The following is a 16252-nucleotide window of genomic DNA, read 5'->3' as shown; positions in this document are numbered from 1 at the left end:
ATTTCCGGCGCCGGCACGAGCGGACGTCTCGCCGAAGTGGTCCGGACCACTACCGACAAGTGGGCTTTATCCTGGGATATCGCCTCTTTACTTGTACGGACCACTACGCCAGACTCCTGACACCATTCGCTGATCAGGAGGATTCGTGCGCACTCGACGATGGGGAACCGCACTGCTGGGCGCCGCCGCGCTGACATTCCCGACGGCCGGTCCGGTCCACGCGGCCCAGGAGCCGGCGAGCGGCCCTGGAGTGATCGCCGCCGACGGTGTCCGCCAGGAGATCACCGCCATCGACCCGCCCAGCAGGGCCGCCGGCGTCCTGGCCCTGTACACCCCGGCCTTCCAGCCCACCACGGGCACCAACGCGTTCGGCGCCGAGGCCGTGCTGCGCCGGACGGCGGAACGGGACGTGTACGAGGTGCTCGACGTGTGCACCGCGCTGACCAGCCCCGCATGCCCCAACCCCGGCGACAACGCGATCCCCGCCGACGGCGCGGTCCTGTCCGCCTCCCCGGGCGGCAGCCCGGACGTGCGCCTCTTCCTGCGCGACCACGTGCGCGAGGGCGACCGGATCCGGCTGGACGGCATGCTGTTCAGAAGCGTCTCCGCCACTCTGGACGCGACGAATCCGACGGCAGCCGGCAACCCCGGCGGCGTCGACCCCGCCACCGGCGCGTGCTTCCCCGGGTGCCGCGGCGCCGAGCAGCTCCTCGCCTACACCAGCTCGCCGACGCAGGGCGAGCGCACCGGCACGAACGCCTACGGCTTCGAGGTCACCGTGGTGGACGGCAGGGTGACCGCCCGGGGCGGCGGCGACAGCCTCATCCCGCCGGGCGGATTCGTGCTCAGCGGTCACGGCTCCAAGGGCGAATGGTTGTCGGCCAACGCCGTGCTCGGCGCGTCCGTCACCCTCGACGCCGGCCGGGTCACCGTCTCCGTGGACGCGGGGACGTACGCGCGCGGCGCCGAGCAGCAGATCGCCGCCGCCGAGGCCGGGCTCGCCGAAGCCGAGGGGAGCTGCCTGCCCGTCGACGCGGAGGCCGCCGGGCGGCACCTCGCCGAGGCCCGCGACCTGCTCGGCCGGGCCGGGGTGGAGCCGGACGAGCGGGCCGCCGCGGAGCTGGCGCAGCAGGCCGGGCAGGCCGCCGTACGGGCGTGGTACCGCACCAGGGAATCCCGCCCGGCCGAAGGACGCGGCCTCTGGGTGCGCCCGACCGAGACGACCCCGGAGCAGATCGAGAAGTCCCTCGACCGCATCCAGCGCACCGGCGTCAACCTGATCTTCCTGGAGACGCTCTGGCAGGGCTACACGATCTTCCCGAGCGAGGTGGCCGCGAAGTGGGGGATCGAGGCACAACGCCCGAACATGAAGGGGTTCGACCCGCTCCAGGTGTGGATCGACGGCGCCCACCGGCGTGGCATCGAGCTGCACGCCTGGGTGCACACCTTCTACGCCGGGCACCAGAGCGCGAACGGCGGTCCCGGCCCGATCCTCACCGCGCACCCCGAGTGGGCCGCGGTCGAGCGCGAGGACGTCGGCAAGGCGGGGCCGCAGCCGTCGTCGCAGGAGGCCGGCTACTACTTCCTCGACCCGGCCATGCCGGAGCCCAGGCAGTACGTCAAGGAGGTCTTCCGGGAGATCCTGACCCGCTACCGGACCGACGGGCTGCACCTGGACTACATCCGCTACCCCGTGTCGGTGCCGTACCAGGCGTCCTTCTCCTACAGCGACCACAGCAGGGCGGCCTTCGCCCGGGAGCACGACGGGGTGGACCCGTACACGCTGACCATGGACGATCCGCGCTGGACGCAGTGGAACGCCTGGCGCGAGCGTCAGGTGACGTCGTTCGTCTCCGAGGTGCGGGCGCTGCAGCGCGAGGCGGCCCCTGAGACGCGACTGTCGGCCGCGGTCTTCCCCGACCCGAGCGACGGGCTCGACAAGAAGTTCCAGAACTGGGCCGACTGGGTCGGCAAGGGCTACGTGGACGTGCTGACCGGGATGGCCTTCGGGACGTCCGCCGACGCGGTGGCCGGCGACACGGCCAAGATGCGCGCCTCGGTCGGCGCGGACAACCTCCTCTACACCGCCACGTACGGCCCCTACCGCGGCAGCTCGCCCGACACCGTCACCGACCAGGTACAGGCGGTGCGCGAGGCCGACTCCGACGGCGCGGCGCTGTTCTCCTACGTCCAGCTCCGCAACGACCAGGCGGCCGCCGTCGGCGAGGGCGTCTTCCGGACCGGGGCCGTGGTGCCGCACGCCGACCCCGAGGCCGCCGTCCGTGCCGGCATCGCCTACACCAGCGGCCAGCTCGGCGGGGCGTGCGCGCCCGCCGGGACGGCCAAGCGGATGGGCAAGGACCTGGCCGCCGCCGACCGCTGGACCCGGCTCGGCAGGCCGGAGCGCGCCCACGCCTCCCTCGACGCCGCGGCCGCCCGCCTCCGCGCGACCTCGGCGGAGGGGGAGACCGAGCCGCGCTTCCGTGCCCGCGTGCTGCGCGACCTGTCCATGTACCAGCGCTGGCTGGGGGTCAGCGCACCCTGAACGTGCGCAGCGCGTACGGCGGCAGCGCGAACTCCTCGAGGGCGAGCTCCGCCGCCGGGTACGCCGTCTCGTCCAGGCGGGCCTCGCTCACCTGAGCACCCTCGGGCAGGGTCAGGCCCGCCGTCACCGTCTCACCCGTCGGGTTCGACACGCGCAGCACGTAGCCGTCGCCGTCCTCGGCGGGTTTGAGCGCGGTCAGCAGGCCGCCCGCGAGGCGCGGGCCGGCGTGCCGCGGCGCGACCGCCGTGCCGGGCCTGGCCTGCACGGCCCGCATCGGTGCCCGGGCCTGGGCGGCGGCGTGCGCCAGCGTCAGGTCGTCCGCGTCGCCGAGCCGGACGACCAGGCCGAACCGTTGCGGGCCGCGGCACTGCGCCTCGGGGACGGGCAGCTGCGGCCCGGCCCCCGTCGTCCGCGTGCGCAGGTCGAAGCGCGACAGCCAGCCCACCGCGCGCAGCAGCGTGACGGCGAGCACGTCACCGTCCCGGCCGGGCAGGCCCTGCATCTCGGGCAGGCCCGGCGCGGCGACGAAGACCCGACCGGCGCCGGAGCCCGCCGAGCCGAACGTCTGCGCCGGCGCGACCGGGTGCCGGGCCTCCATGGCCGGCTCGTCGGGCAGCGGACCCAGCTCCGGCTCGACGGGGCGGCGCACGAGCGAGAAGTGCGCGTCCGCGAGCCACTCGCCCGGCGCGTCCCCGGCGGGGAACAACAGGCGGAGCCGGTGGTCGCCGGCCCGGTTGTCCAGGCGTACGTCCCAGTGCAGCTCCGGTGTCCCGTGCCAGCAGGTGACGTCGACGGTCACCGGCACGGCCACCGTGTCGCGGGAGCGGCGCTCGCGCGAGTCGTCCAGGCCGGCGGGCAGGTCGAGCACGGCCCGCAGCGACAGCCGGGTGCGGACGGGGGAGACGGTCACGGACGAGCCGGACAGGCGGGCGTGCACCGGGGCGTCCGGCACCGGATCGAAGGTGTAGGCGTCGCCGCGGTCGCCCACGTCCTCCAGCAGGCCGAGCCCGGCGAAGACCCGCCCGCCGCCGCTGACCGTGACCGTGGCGTCGCCGCCGGCCTCCAGCGTGTACGGGCCCGCCTGCGCGCGGCGGCCGGGCGAGGTCTCCGGGACGGCCACGGGATCGCCGCCCAGCTCGATCCGGTACGCCGCCCAGCCCAGCGGCGGCACCTCCTGGGCGAGGAGGGCCACCCGGTGCCGGAGCGCGTCCCGCGTGTCGGGCAGCAGGTCGAGGTCCGCCTCGAACGCCTTCTCCGGCCCGATCGTGACCGACTCGAAGGGAATGCTCTCGCCGTCCGGGCCGTACACCGCGCGCGGGTAGCGCCCGGGCGCGGTCAGCACGTCGGCCTCCACGCCCTGGGTGACCGGGCCGCCGTGCGGGTTCAGCACGGCCAGCACCGCCTCGTCCGCGCACGGGTCGCCGTACAGCCGCACGTCCAGCCCCAGCGCGCCCAGGCAGCGGTTGAGCACCTGCTCGCCCGCCGAGGTGACGCGGTCGAAGCGGGTCATGTTCTCCCGGTGCACCTCGTCCACGCTGCAGCCGCAGATGGAGTCGTGCGGCGCGTTCTTCAGCAGCAGGTCCCAGGCGTGACGCAGGTTCGGCACCTGCTCGGCGCGCCCCGACAGCGCCGTGTACGGCTCGGCCCAGCGCTCCAGCAGCGTCTGGGCGCGCCAGTTGGCCTGCTTGAGCGGGGTTCGCGCGCTGAGCGTGCCCGGCAGCAGGAACGTGAGTCTCCCGCCGGGATGCCGCAGCTCGCCCGTCACCAGCGGCGGCTCGGGGTCGGCCGCCCTGGCGGCGGCGAAGAACGCCGGCAGTGTGCTCTCCCGCAGCGGTCCGCCGAGCTCGGCCACCCGGGCGGTGGTGCCGGACGGCGCCAGGTGGTCGCCGCCGTTCAGCAGCAGCCACGGCCCGTCGCCGCACCGCTCCCGCTCCCTGTCCAGGAACGCGGCCAGGCGCCGCCCGGCGTCCTCCCACAGCACCTCGGCCTCGTGGTAGGCCTGGTTGACCGCGTACACCTCCGAGCCGTCCGGCGCCCGCCAGCGGAACCGCGCCGCCCCGGCGGGCGCGCCGCGCCACACCAGCGCGGTGTCCAGCCCGAAGCCGCGCAGCACGCGCGGCAGGTCGCCGGGATGGCCGAAGGCGTCCGGGGAGTAGCCGATCGGGGTGAGCCCGCCGACCGGCTCGGCCGCGCGCCGCGCCGCGAACAGGTTGCGGATCATGTTCTCGCCCGAGACGAGCTGGTTGTCGGCCAGGACGTGCCAGGGGCCGATGGTCAGGCGGCCCGCGACGACGTGCCGCCTGATCCGTCCGGCGAGGTCGGGCCGGACGGCCAGCACGTCGGACAGGGTGACGGTCTGCCCGTCCAGGTGGAAGCCCGCCATCGCGCCGGACTCGAGCTCCGCGCAGACGTGCTCCACCAGCTCCACGAGGCGGGAGCGGAACGACTCGAACGTGCGGTACCACTCGCGGTCCCAGTGCACGTGGCTGACGACATGGCAGACGGTCACGACCGGGCCTCCTTCAGGACGCGGGAGAACCGCAGGGTGATGTCGGCCGGCCGGGTGATGGCGCCGCCGACGACGACGGCGTGCGCGCCCAGCTCCAGGGCCTGCGCGGCCTCGGCGGGGGTGCTGATGCGGCCTTCGGCGAAGAGCGGGACGTTCAGCTTGCCCGCCAGCTCGGCCACCAGCTCCAGGTCCGGCCCGTCGAGAGGTGGCGAGGTGGGCGTGTAGCCGGACAACGTCGTCGAGACGCAGTCCGCGCCGAGCTCCGCGGCGGCCACCCCCTCCGCCGCGGTGGAGACGTCCGCCATGACCAGCGCGCCCGCCTCGTGGACGCGGGCGATCGTCTCGGCCAGCCCGAGACCGTCGGGCCGGGGACGCGAAGTGGCGTCGAGCGCGACGATGTCCGCGCCCGCCCGCGCGATCGTCAGCGCGTGCTCGGCGGTGGGGGTGATGTAGACGTCGCCGTCGCCGTCCTTCCACAGACCGATCAACGGGACCGGCACGGCCGCCCGAACGGCCTCGACGTCGGCCGGGCCGTTGACCCGCACGCCGGCCGCGCCCCCCAGCACCACGGATCGCGCCATCGCGGTCATGAACCGCGGCCCGTGCAACGGCTCGCCCTCGTAGGCCTGGCAGGAGACCACCAGGCCACCGCGCAGCAGGCCGAGCATCTCGACGCCGGTCATGCCGTTCCTCCCCCTCCGGCGAGCGTGCTCGCCGCGTCGGCCCAGGTCCGTCCCGGGTCCGAGGTCATGTCGTGCCGGCCCAGACGGGCGGCGGCCGCGCGCAGCACCGTGCGATCGGCCTCGGTCAGCGGTTGATCGGGCCGTACGTCCAGGCTGTCCGGCCGGACGGCGCCCGCCGCCGCCAGCAGCTGCACCGGCGCGAACAGCGGGTCGCCGGGGGCGACGTCGAGCACCCAGGCGATCGGCGCCCCGCGCGCCACCAGGCTCCGCCGCACCGCCAGGAGCTCGGCGGGCGCGCTCAACCTGCCGGGCCGGATGCTTCGGCGCACGCAGTGGGCGGCGGCCGTGCCCGCGGCCTCGCCGACCGCCCACTCGCCGTGGTGCACCCGGTAGGCCGAGGCGGCGGCCTGGGTGGCGCCCAGGTTCTTGGCGGCGGCCAGCAGGTTGCCCGGCTCCGGGGCGACCAGCGCCGACAGCGGGATCTGGAACGGTGCCGTGTCGGCGTAGTGGCTGCCGGGATGGCCCACCCGCGGGTGAATGTCCATGTGGTACCAGGCCACGCCCACGGCGTCGGCCATCGCCGCGGCCCGCGCCTGCCCGGGCACCGGCCGCAGGTGGTGCTCGGTCACCGGGCCAGGCACGGCCAGCCGCCGCGACTCGCGCACGTACGGGTGCCGGGCCAGGCCCCCGCTCGTGCCGGGCGTCTCGGCGGCCAGCCGCAGCCCGGGGAAGCCGGCCTCGGTCTGCAGCCAGTGCAGGAACGCCAGCGACAGCAGGCGCGCCCCGGCCGCCGCCTCCCGGGGCTCGTGGATCAGCGACCGGTCGGCGTAGTCGTTGCCCGCCCAGTTGATCAGCGCCAGGTCGCGGCCGCCGAGCACCGCGCCGTCGCGCAGCCGCCGGTAGGTCCAGAACGGCGGGTGGCCGTCGGGACCGTCCTCGAACATGCGGTAGCGGTGCGTCCTGCCGTCCCAGCCGTCGATCTCCAGCGTGAACGGCTGGCCGTCCCGCCAGCGCTCGTACCCCGGCGGCCTCGGCACCGTGTGGTCCTCTCCCGGCAGGTGCTCGACCAGGAAACCCGTCGTGCACGACTGCACGGCCCGCGGGCGCGGGGCGCCCTCGACGGCCAGCGACTCGCCGTGGGCGTCGCCGCCCTCCGAGCCGCACACCCACGGGGCTCCGGCCAGGACGAGCAGGTCGCCCAGCTCGGTGGCGTCGCAGAACACCTCGCCGGCGACGCTCTGCCCGGTGGTGAGCGTCACCGCCTCGATGAGGCCCGCGTGCAGGCGGACGCCGGCCGGCGCGGCGCCGGTGACGACGGTGAGCCGCCCGCTTTCCACCTGCGGGGCCAGCAGGTCCGCGATCGCCTTCGCGCCCGCGTGCGGCTCGAAGCACAACCGGCTCACCCAGCCGCCGCCGGGGTTGGCGACGCCGCCGTACCCGGCGCGGACGAGCTCGCGCAGCCGCGTGTAGGAGGCCGAGACACCGCCGGTCTCCACATGCGGGTGCTCGTCCAGCGCGGGCACGAGCTGGCTGGTGATCTGCCCGCCCGGCTCCTCCTCCGCGCAGGTGAGCACCACGCTGCGCCCCGACTCGGCGGCCGCGAGCGCGGCGGCCACGCCGCCCAGCCCGCCCCCGATGACCACGACGTCGGCTGTCAGCACGCGCCGTCCCCCTCCTCGCTGTTGTCGGTGATGTCGAAATCCACTTCGAACGTGCGCTCCCACGGCAGGCCGACCCCGCTCACGCGCAACCCCGCGAACCCGGGCAGCCGCAGCCCGTCCAGCGCCGCGGCGATCTCCCGCAGCACCGGATGCCCGGCCGGGACGTGGTCGTGCCGGGCCGGGTCGCTGCCCAGCCGGGCGCGGGCCGCCGCGCGCGCTCCGGTCATGTAGCCGTAGTCCTCGACCAGGCGGCGCATCAGCAGGCGGCGGTGCGCCCGCGCGTCGAACGTGCCCGCCCGCTGCCCGGCGACCACCGCCACCGCGTGCGCCACCGCCGTGCCGATCGTGTTGCCCGCGGTGTTCCAGCCGGCGTACGCGGTCAGCCGGTGCAGCAGCCCGCGCCCGGCCAGCGCCGCCACCAGGGCCGGGTCGGCGCCGTTGGGCTGGCCGCAGTCCGCCACGGCGACCCGCCGCCCCTCGCCGAGCAGTCGCTCGACGAGCGCGGCGACCTTCTCGGCCGCCCGGGCGTCGGTCGCCGCGGGCGGGGCCACCGCCCAGTCGGCGCCGCTCTGGTCGGGCACGTGGACCACCAGGCACACGTCACTGCCCGCGACCCCGCCGCAGGCCGCGATCTGGCCGAGGGCGGTCCGCTCGACGGGCATGTTCTCGTACGGCGCCACCCGGTCCAGCGGGCCCGCGGCCTCCACGGAGAAGCCGACGGGCGTTCCGCCGGACAACACGCGGGCGACCAGCGTCGAGACCGCCTCGTCCGCGCCCGGCCGCACGCTGACGCGCCCGTCGCCCAGCCAGGAGGCCCACGACCGCAGCCAGCCCAGCTCGGCCGTCGCCAGGCCCCACACGGCGGTGTCGTCGGCGCCGATGACCAGCGACTCCAGGGTCCCGTCGGCGAGCAGGCCGAGCGCGGTCAGGTTGAGCGCGTGGTTGCGCAGCCGCCGCCGCAGGAAGTCCCCGCGAACGTCATCCGGCACCTCCGGTTCGCCCGGGATGCCGGCGCCCTGCGCGCTCGGCACACCCGGCACGTCGGGCAGGCCAGGTACATCCGACGGGCGAGAGGCGTCCTGGCCGGCGGAGAGCCGGTGCAGGGAGGCGGAGAGCCGGTGCAGCGCGGGCCCGTGGGCCGACCAGTAGCCGGGCTCCTCCATGGCGTCGTCCGAGTCGGGCGTCCTGGTGACCAGGGTGACGGCGTGCACCGGCGCGCGCACCTCCCGCAGCGCCGACCATCTGCCGGCGACCTCCTCCACCGTGGCCGGAACCGTCCGGGACGCGATCAGCCCGCCGTACCCGAGCGTCTCCAGCGCCACCACCGCGGCGTCGCAGCGTACTGACCGGAGCCAGTCCGCGAGCGCGGCGGTGTCACCGGCGCGGCGGACGCGCGGCAGCGCGGACGGCGGCGGCAGGAGCACGCGCGCCCCCGCGACCGCGGCGATCTCACGGGGCAGCGCGGCGCAGGCGGGCCGCTCGTCCAACGGGACGAGGGCCAGCGTGAGCGTCATCCGCGCCCCCGCTGCCCATCGGCGGCCAGGGCCGCGCCGATCAGTACCGCGTCGTCACCCAGGCGGGCCGAGGCGATGGGCACTCCGGTCAGCACGGGCAGGACCCCGGCGGCCAGCGCCTCGCGGAGCGGCGCGAGGTAGAGATCCCCGGCGGCCAGGACGCCGCCGCCGATGATCACGACCTGCGGGTCCCACACGTTCACCACGCCCGCCAGTGCCCGGCCCAGGGCCCGGCCGCCGCGCGCCAGCACGCCGGCCGCCGCCACGTCACCGGCCTCGGCCCGCTCGACCACCTGGCGCAGATCGCGCTCTCCCGAGGCGGCCGCCATGGCGGGCCCGGCGGCGACGGCCTCGACGTGACCTTCCGCGCCACAGGAGCAGGCCAGCCCCTCGGCCTCGGGCACCGGCACGTGTCCCAGATGACCGGCGGCGCCGCGCGAGCCGGGCACGACGCGGCCGTCCAGCCCGAGCGCCCCGCCGACGCCGGTGCCGACGGTCACACCCAGCGCCGAGCGCCACGCGGTGCCCGCCAGCTCGCCCGCGAGGAACGCGTGCACGTCGTTGCGCACCAGCACCGGCAGCTGGAGCTCGTCCTCCAGCAGCCGGGCCAGCGGAGTGCCGGCCCAGTCACGGATCGCGTCGGTCGCCCCGACGATCTCCCGGCCGCCGGGGTCCACGACGCCCGCCGTGCCCACCCCGGCCGAGGCGACGCCGTCCAGGCCGAGACCGCGGGCCAGCTCCGCCACCGTCCGCACGACCGCGCGCGGCCCCTGCGCGGCCGGCGTCGGCGCGCACGCCCGCCGGTGGACGGTGCCGTCCCGCGTCACCAGCCCGACGGCGATCTTCGTGCCGCCGATGTCGACGCCCACCCTCACTTCCTGCGGCCTCTCGCGATCGACAGCCGGTAGTCGTAGCGGTCGGCGCGATACAGGCTGATCGCGCGCTCCACCACCCGGCCGCGCGCGTCGTGCGTCACCCGCGAGACGCGCAGCGCCGGGAAGTTGTTCGGCACGCCGAGCAGCTCCGCCTGCTCACGGTTGACGACCGTGGCCGAGATCGTCTGGTCGGCGTGCTCGGGCGCGGCGCCGGCCGCCTCCAGCACGTCGTACAGGCTCTCCACCTGTCCCCGCGAGGCGAGGTCCGGCACCAGGTGCTCGGGCACCCAGGCGTTCTCCAGGCACATCGGCTCGCCGTCGGCGGTGCGCAGCCGGGTGATGTGCACCACCGGCGTGCCGGGTTCCACGAACAGGTCGCGGGCCACGTCGATCTCGGCGGGCTCGCTCTCCAGCCGCAGCAGCTTGCCGCCCGGCACCATGCGCCGGGCCTTGATGTCCTCGCTGAACGAGCTGAACGTCAGCGACTTGGTGATCTTCCCCGAGTCGGTGACGAACGTGCCCGCCCCCTGGACGCGGTAGACGCGCCCGTCGCGCACCAGGCCCTCCACGGCCTGACGCACGGTCATGCGGCTCACGCTGTAGCGCTGCATCAGCTCCCGCTCGCTCGGCAACGGGTCGTGCGGCGCCATGTTCGTGTCGATGAGCTCGGCGAGAACGCGCCGGAGCGTCTCGTACTTGGTCTCCTGCGTCATCCTTTGACCGCTCCCTCTCCGACGCCCCGGAAGAAGAATCTCTGCAGGGCGAAGAACAACGCCAGCAACGGAACAACCGCGATCATTGTGCCCGCCGCGATGACCCGCTGGTCCGCGGTGAACGTCCCCGACAGGTACTGGATGCCCACGGTCAGCGTGTAGTTGTCCGGGGTGGACAGCACGATGAGCGGCCACAGGAACTCGTCCCAGGCGAAGACGAAGCTGAAGATCGCGACCACGGCGAGCGTGCCGCGCACCGACGGCAGGGCGACGCGCCAGAACCGCTGCCACTCGCCGGCCCCGTCGAGCATCGCCGCCTCCTCCACCTCCATCGGCAGGTTGAGGAAGCCGTTACGGCACAGCAGCACCGACAGGCCGGTCACCGCGGTCGGCAGCACCACCCCGAGCAGGGTGTCGACCAGGCCCAGCGACCGCGAGGTGAGGAAGACCGACACCATGATGACCTCGAACGGGATGATCATCGTGCCCAGGAACGCGGCGAAGACGAGCTTGCGGCCCCTGAAGTTCATCCTGGCCAGCGCGTAGCCGGCCATGGCGCCGAACACGCAGTTCGTGACGGCCGAGAGCACGGCCACGACCAGGGAGTTGAGGCCGTAGCGCCAGACGGGCACCGTGTCGGCGGCCTTGGCGTAGTTGCGCAGGGTGGGCTCGTCCGGCCACAGGTCGGGCGGGTACCTGAAGATGCTCTCGCCCAGCCCCTTGAGCGAGGTGGACAACTGCCAGGCGAACGGGCCGATCAGCACCACGAGGACCACGAGCAGCAGCAGGTAGCGGACGGTCCGGCCGGCGATCCGGCGGGCCGCCGCGAGGGCGGGGGTCACAGGCTCTTCTCCCGTCGGTTGAGCCGGGTGACCAGCAGCGAGAAGCCGAGCGTGGCGAAGAAGAGCACCAGGCTCATCGCCGAGGCGTAACCGGCCTCGCCGCCCAGGCCGAGCCCGGCCTCGCGGATGTAGTAGACGATGCTGGCGGCCTGGCCGCCGGGTCCGGCCGAGCCGTTGCCGAGCACGTAGATCTCGGCGAACACCTTCGCGGAGGCGACCGCCGCCAGCGTGCCCACGAGCACCATGGTCGGGCGGATGGCCGGCACCGTCACCGACCAGAACCTGCGGACCGCGCCCGCGCCGTCCACCTGGGCGGCCTCGTGGTGCTCGCGCGGCACGTTCGCCAGAGCGGCCAGGTAGACGACCATGTAGTAGCCGAGCCCCTTCCAGATCGTCACGCCGATCGCGCTGAGCAGCAGCAGGTCGGCGTCGGTCAGGAAGGGCAGCGGCTCGCTGATCAGGTGCAGGCCGCGCAGCGCGGCGTTGACCAGGCCGTCGCTCGACAGCAGCCACGACCAGATCAGGCCGACGACCACCATGGAGGCGACGACCGGCGAGTAGAACAGCGCGCGGAAGAACCCGATGGCGAAGATCTTCTTCTCCACCAGCAGCGCCAGCAGCAGCGGCAGCGTGACCATCGCGGGGACGCAGACGACGACGTACAACCCGGTGTTGCGCAGCGCCTGCCAGAAGCGTTCGTCCTCGGCCAGCCGGGAGAAGTTCTCCAGGCCGGTGAACGTGCCGCCGCCCAGCGTCGTGGCGTTGGTGAAGGCCAGCACGGCCGTGTTGACGAACGGCCCGAGCGAGAAGACGAGCGCGACCACCAGGGCCGGGGCGGCGAACAACCATGGGGTGGCCGGTCGGCGGCCGATCATGGGAGGACCTTTCGTGAGGAGCGGGCCGGTCCCGGCGCGGACGTCCGGGACCGGAGCGGGATCAGGAGCCGGTGATCTGGCCGGCCTCCTCCACCGCCTGGTCCAGCGCCTCCTTGGCGCTCAGCTCGCCCTGCAGCGCGAGCTGGACCTTGCCGACGACCATCTTCTTGACCCGGTCGTCGTACTCCACGGGGGTCAGGTTCGCGGCGTTCTGCATCGCGGCGGCCGACAGCTTGCGCGCCTCGCCCTCGGGCGTGCCGTCGCTGGAGGCGAAGTACGGGTCCTTCAGCGCCTCGCTCACGCTCGGCAGCACCGTGGTGACCTTGGCGAAGGCGAGCTGGTTCGGGCCGTCCGTCATGTACGTGGCGAACTTGATGGCGGCCGCCTGGTTCGGGCTGGACTTCGGCACCAGCAGGCCCATCACCGACATGTTCGCCACGCCGTCGGGGCCGGTGATCTGGGGGCCGACACCGGTCGCCGCGGCGATGTCCGGGGCGTTCTCCTTGACGATCGTCAGGAAGTTCGGCCCGCTCGGGTAGAGCGCGATCTTGCCGGCCTGGTAGGCCTCGTTCTCCTTGGCGTGGTCCTGGGTGAGGGAGTCCTTGGCGAACGCGCCGTCCTGGTAGAGCTTGGCCAGCCGCTCGACGTGGGCGACCGCCTCGGGGGTGTTGAACGCCCACGAGCCGCTCTCGTCCAGCATCGGGACGCCGAGCTTGGCCAGGTCGGTGTGGAAGCGGTTCTCCAGCGCGGGGTGCAGCCCGTAGAAGTCGCCCTTGCCCTTTTCGGCGATCTTCTCCGCGGTGGCGTAGAGCTCGTCCAGCGTCGCCGGCGGCTTGTCCGGGTCCAGGCCCGCCTGCTCGAAGAGCTTCTTGTTGTACATGGTCACCTCGGAGGTGAGGTACCAGGGGAAGCCGAACGAGCCGGTCAGGCCGCGCACCTTGAAGGCGTCCCAGGCGCCGGGCACGTACAGGGGCTTGGCGTCGGCCGCCGCGCTCTCCAGGTCGACGAAGACACCCTGGGCCTCCAGCGGCTGGGCGAAGCTGGGGTTGAGGTTGACGACGTCGGGCAGCTTGCCGGCGGCCGCGTCGGCGACCAGCTTCTCCTGTGCACCCTGGAAGGGGATGTCGACCCACTCGACGTCGATGTCCTTGTTCGCCGACTCGAACGCGGCCACCGTCTTCTCGATGTAGTCGGTGAACGTCGGCTTGAGCTGCAGGGTCTGGAAAACGATCTTCGCGGGGCCGGTCGACTGCTGCTGCGGGGTCTGCTGCTCGGCGCCGCCGAGGCCGCAGGCGGACACGGCCAGGGCGAGCCCGGCCAGGCCGGCGGCCAGCCGGACGGGAACGGTCGTACGCATGGTGCTCCAGGGGGGAGGGGTGGGCGAAGTGGTCCGTACCACTAGCCGGAAAGTGTGGACGTACTGGCAATTACCTGTCAATATGCTGCCTGATCGATTCGGAATCTGTCCGTACCACTTCTTTCAATGGTCTGGGCCTCGCGTGCCCCACGGCCGGCATCGATCCCCCTTGAGATGGGAGTCCCATGCGGATGCTCACCCCCCACGCCCTGCGCGGACGGCTCGTCGCCGCGGCCTGCCTGGCGGTCGCGCTCGTCGCGTCCCTGGCCCCGCCGGCGAGCGCCTCACCGCCCGCCGACCGGGCGCGCCACGCACTCCTGGAGAGCCTGTACGGCCACGCGTACTGGAATGCGCGGATCCTCTGGTACGACCTCGCGGCGAACCTGAAGCGGCTCGACACCCGCGCGGAGGTGCGCGACATCGTCGCCAAGACCGCGCAGGCCGGCTTCGACACCGTCGTGGTGGACGTGAAGAACTACACCGGCTACGTCGCCTACGACTCGGCGATCGCGCCGCACCTGTCCACCACGAAGATCCCGTCGTACCAGGGCTATCCGGCCGGCTACGACCTGCTGCGCACCGTGATCGAGGAGGGTCACGCGGCCGGGCTCGACGTGATCGCCGCGGTCAACGTCTTCAGCGAGGGCCAGAACACCTACAAGGACGGGCCGGCCTTCGAACACCCCGAATGGCAGACCCGGTACCAGCACGCCAGGCGGGTGGTGACCGCGCCCGGCGGGGCGACGCACCCGCTGTCGGCGGTCGACGGCGCGCGCGGTGACCAGCAGCTCGTCGCCTTCACCCCGGCGGCGTACGAGGTCTCGCCGGCGAACCGATGGGGTGTCGAGGCGCAGGTGCGCGACGGCGTGGTCACCCAGCTGACCGACCGGCGCGGCGGCGCCCCCGCGGTGGTGGTGCCCGACGACGGGTACGTGCTGTCCGGCCACGGCGCCGCGGCCGACTGGCTGCTCGCCCACCTGCGCGTGGGCGACGAGGCCGGCGTGTCCGCCGAGACCTCGATCGTCCCCGCCGCCGAGTACCCGACCTCCTCCACGTTCGTCAACCCGATCAACCCGGACGTGCAGCGGTACGAGCTGAGCGTGATCGAGGAGATCGCCCGCGAGTACGACGTGGACGGCATCTCACTGGACCGCACCCGCTACTCCAACGTCGACGCCGACTTCAGCGACGCCAGCCGGCAGGCGTTCGAGCGCCACCTCGGGAGCGAGGTGCGGAACTGGCCCTCCGACGTGTTCCGGTACGAGCTGGACGGCTTCACCCAGAAGCGCGTCGAGGGCCCGCTCTACAAGAAGTGGATCGAGTGGCGGGCGGGCAACATCGGCGCGTTCTTCGAGCGTGCCGAGCGGCTCGTCCACGGCATCGACCCCGGCCTGATCTACACCGACTACGTCGGGGCGTGGTATCCCGAGTACTACGCGGAAGGGGTCAACTGGGGCAGCCGCCACTACCACCCGCCGTACGCGTGGGCGAGCGAGGACTACCACCGCACCGGGTACGCGGAGACGATGGACTTCCTCATGACCGGGACGTACTTCACGGCCATCACGAAGGACGAGGCGGTGGCCGAGGGCCAGCCGGCCCCGTGGTACTCCGTGGAGGGCTCCGCCGAGCTCGCCACCGAGGTGATCGACGAGGCCACGTTCACCTACGCGAGCCTCTACCTCCTGCAGTACGAGGGCGATGCGGACAAGTTCCGCCGCGCGCTGCGGATGGCGCTGGACAAGACGCACGGCATCATGCTCTTCGACCTCGTCTACCTGGAGCAGTACGACTGGTGGGACGTGGTCGCGGACGAGTTCGGCGACGGCCCGCACCGCCCCCCGCACGAGAACCCGGCCTACCGCGCCATGCTCACCAACGACCGCTGACCCAGCCGGCGCGTCCACCGCTCACGCTGACCCGCGGCCTGCCCACGATCGGCAGGGCCGCGGGTCGAGGCGTGCGCGCGAGGGGGAATCCGCCCTGACCGACAACTGAGGGTCTGGAAGACGCACGAGACCGTCGGTCCTGGCCTGGCTCAAGCGTTTCACGAAGAAGAATGCGCCGGGGCGCGGTCAGGTGGCGTCACCCAACTGTTCGGTCAGCCGCTCCAGACCGCTCTTGATGAGCCGCCCGTACTCGTCGTCGCCGAGCGCGCCGATCTGGGCCCGCGCCTGCTGGAGGTGCTCGCGGGCGCGGCCGAGATCGCCCAGCTTGCGATAGCACTCGCTCAGGTTGAGATGCAACGACGGATACAGGCCGGCCACCGAAAGCGGCACCCCCGCTTGGGCCACCCGCTCATCGGTGATCAGGCCGACGGCGGCAAGCGCCCGCAGATCCCACATCAGCTCCTGGTGCACGTCGTCCTGCACGTCGGCCATCGAGTGGGCAAGGACGCAAACATGCAGCGGGTCGCCTTGCTCGCCGCCGATGTCGTCCCAGATCTGCGCGAACAGCTCGCGAGCGGCTTCGCGCTCACCTCGGTGGTGATGCAGCTCCACCCCCTGGCCGATCCGGGTGAGCGTCGGGTCGGTGTTCATGAGCGGCTCCTTCTCCGGCGTGGCATCCGCGTGCCAGCCTACTTGGCTGACGTGGCTTGATGACCTTCGAATTCCTGGCCTGGCCAGGTCGCTCGACAACCCCGGACGAGCGGCTTCCGCCGACGCGTCTCGGTGGAG

General features: G+C 73.5%; 12 protein-coding genes. 2 read left to right on the top strand and 10 right to left on the bottom strand.

Features of this window, described 5'->3' with window-relative positions:
- Positions 1 to 145 precede the first annotated feature (145 nt).
- On the top strand, positions 146 to 2545 hold the full coding sequence (locus tag ACIBP6_RS11135) for a glycoside hydrolase family 10 protein (protein ID WP_397051042.1): 2400 nt from the start codon (positions 146 to 148) through the stop codon (positions 2543 to 2545).
- Here the strand turns inward: ACIBP6_RS11135 and ACIBP6_RS11130 are convergent.
- From ACIBP6_RS11130 to ACIBP6_RS11090, 9 genes are all read right to left on the bottom strand, one after another.
- Entirely contained in the window at positions 2532 to 5054 is a 2523-nt protein-coding gene (locus tag ACIBP6_RS11130; protein ID WP_397051040.1) for a glycoside hydrolase family 38 N-terminal domain-containing protein, read from the bottom strand. The genes ACIBP6_RS11135 and ACIBP6_RS11130 overlap by 14 nt on opposite strands.
- Positions 5051 to 5737, bottom strand: coding sequence for an N-acetylmannosamine-6-phosphate 2-epimerase (locus ACIBP6_RS11125; RefSeq protein WP_397051038.1), 687 nt, complete (start codon positions 5735 to 5737; stop codon positions 5051 to 5053). The genes ACIBP6_RS11130 and ACIBP6_RS11125 overlap by 4 nt, the downstream gene beginning before the upstream one ends.
- Positions 5734 to 7398, bottom strand: a complete 1665-nt coding sequence (locus ACIBP6_RS11120; protein WP_397051036.1) for an FAD-dependent oxidoreductase — start codon at positions 7396 to 7398, stop codon at positions 5734 to 5736. The genes ACIBP6_RS11125 and ACIBP6_RS11120 overlap by 4 nt, the downstream gene beginning before the upstream one ends.
- Complete coding sequence (locus ACIBP6_RS11115; RefSeq protein WP_397051034.1) at positions 7392 to 8912, bottom strand: DUF4127 family protein; 1521 nt, start codon at positions 8910 to 8912, stop codon at positions 7392 to 7394. The genes ACIBP6_RS11120 and ACIBP6_RS11115 overlap by 7 nt, the downstream gene beginning before the upstream one ends.
- On the bottom strand, positions 8909 to 9781 hold the full coding sequence (locus tag ACIBP6_RS11110) for an ROK family protein (RefSeq protein ID WP_397051032.1): 873 nt from the start codon (positions 9779 to 9781) through the stop codon (positions 8909 to 8911). Before ACIBP6_RS11110 ends, ACIBP6_RS11115 begins: the two co-directional genes overlap by 4 nt.
- A 2-nt stretch (positions 9782 to 9783) precedes the next feature.
- Positions 9784 to 10500: a GntR family transcriptional regulator gene (locus tag ACIBP6_RS11105; protein ID WP_397051030.1), complete on the bottom strand. Its 717-nt coding sequence runs from the start codon at positions 10498 to 10500 to the stop codon at positions 9784 to 9786.
- Positions 10497 to 11342 carry a carbohydrate ABC transporter permease gene (locus tag ACIBP6_RS11100; protein ID WP_397051028.1) on the bottom strand — a complete coding sequence of 282 codons (846 nt, stop codon included), beginning with the start codon at positions 11340 to 11342 and terminating at the stop codon, positions 10497 to 10499. Before ACIBP6_RS11100 ends, ACIBP6_RS11105 begins: the two co-directional genes overlap by 4 nt.
- Positions 11339 to 12217 (bottom strand): carbohydrate ABC transporter permease, encoded by an 879-nt coding sequence (locus ACIBP6_RS11095; RefSeq protein WP_397051026.1) that lies wholly within the window; start codon positions 12215 to 12217, stop codon positions 11339 to 11341. Before ACIBP6_RS11095 ends, ACIBP6_RS11100 begins: the two co-directional genes overlap by 4 nt.
- 61 nt (positions 12218 to 12278) lie before the next feature.
- Positions 12279 to 13574: an ABC transporter substrate-binding protein gene (locus ACIBP6_RS11090; protein ID WP_397051024.1), complete on the bottom strand. Its 1296-nt coding sequence runs from the start codon at positions 13572 to 13574 to the stop codon at positions 12279 to 12281.
- 185 nt (positions 13575 to 13759) lie between these two features.
- Here ACIBP6_RS11090 and ACIBP6_RS11085 point away from each other — a divergent pair, with 185 nt between their 5' ends.
- Positions 13760 to 15463 (top strand): alpha amylase family protein, encoded by a 1704-nt coding sequence (locus ACIBP6_RS11085; RefSeq protein WP_397051022.1) that lies wholly within the window; start codon positions 13760 to 13762, stop codon positions 15461 to 15463.
- 186 nt (positions 15464 to 15649) lie between these two features.
- On the opposite strand, the gene ACIBP6_RS11080 is transcribed toward ACIBP6_RS11085, so the two are convergent.
- A complete protein-coding gene (locus ACIBP6_RS11080; RefSeq protein WP_397051021.1) occupies positions 15650 to 16114 on the bottom strand; it encodes a hypothetical protein in 465 nt (154 codons plus the stop codon).
- Positions 16115 to 16252 lie beyond the last annotated feature (138 nt).

The sequence above is a fragment of the Nonomuraea terrae genome (genome assembly GCF_044465245.1).
GTDB lineage: Bacteria > Actinomycetota > Actinomycetes > Streptosporangiales > Streptosporangiaceae > Nonomuraea > Nonomuraea terrae.
Note: the sequence above shows the minus strand (reverse complement) of the source record. Positions and strands in the feature narration are given on the sequence as shown.

What these genes read in the sequence shown, in the direction of transcription:
- ACIBP6_RS11125 (WP_397051038.1), bottom strand. Translation starts at nt 5,737, where the DNA reads ATGACCGGCGTCGAGATGCTCGGCCTGCTGCGCGGTGGCCTGGTGGTC.
- ACIBP6_RS11115 (WP_397051034.1), bottom strand. Translation starts at nt 8,912, where the DNA reads ATGACGCTCACGCTGGCCCTCGTCCCGTTGGACGAGCGGCCCGCCTGC.
- ACIBP6_RS11105 (WP_397051030.1), bottom strand. Translation starts at nt 10,500, where the DNA reads ATGACGCAGGAGACCAAGTACGAGACGCTCCGGCGCGTTCTCGCCGAG.
- ACIBP6_RS11095 (WP_397051026.1), bottom strand. Translation starts at nt 12,217, where the DNA reads ATGATCGGCCGCCGACCGGCCACCCCATGGTTGTTCGCCGCCCCGGCC.
- ACIBP6_RS11090 (WP_397051024.1), bottom strand. Translation starts at nt 13,574, where the DNA reads ATGCGTACGACCGTTCCCGTCCGGCTGGCCGCCGGCCTGGCCGGGCTC.
- ACIBP6_RS11085 (WP_397051022.1), top strand. Translation starts at nt 13,760, where the DNA reads ATGCGGATGCTCACCCCCCACGCCCTGCGCGGACGGCTCGTCGCCGCG.
- ACIBP6_RS11080 (WP_397051021.1), bottom strand. Translation starts at nt 16,114, where the DNA reads ATGAACACCGACCCGACGCTCACCCGGATCGGCCAGGGGGTGGAGCTG.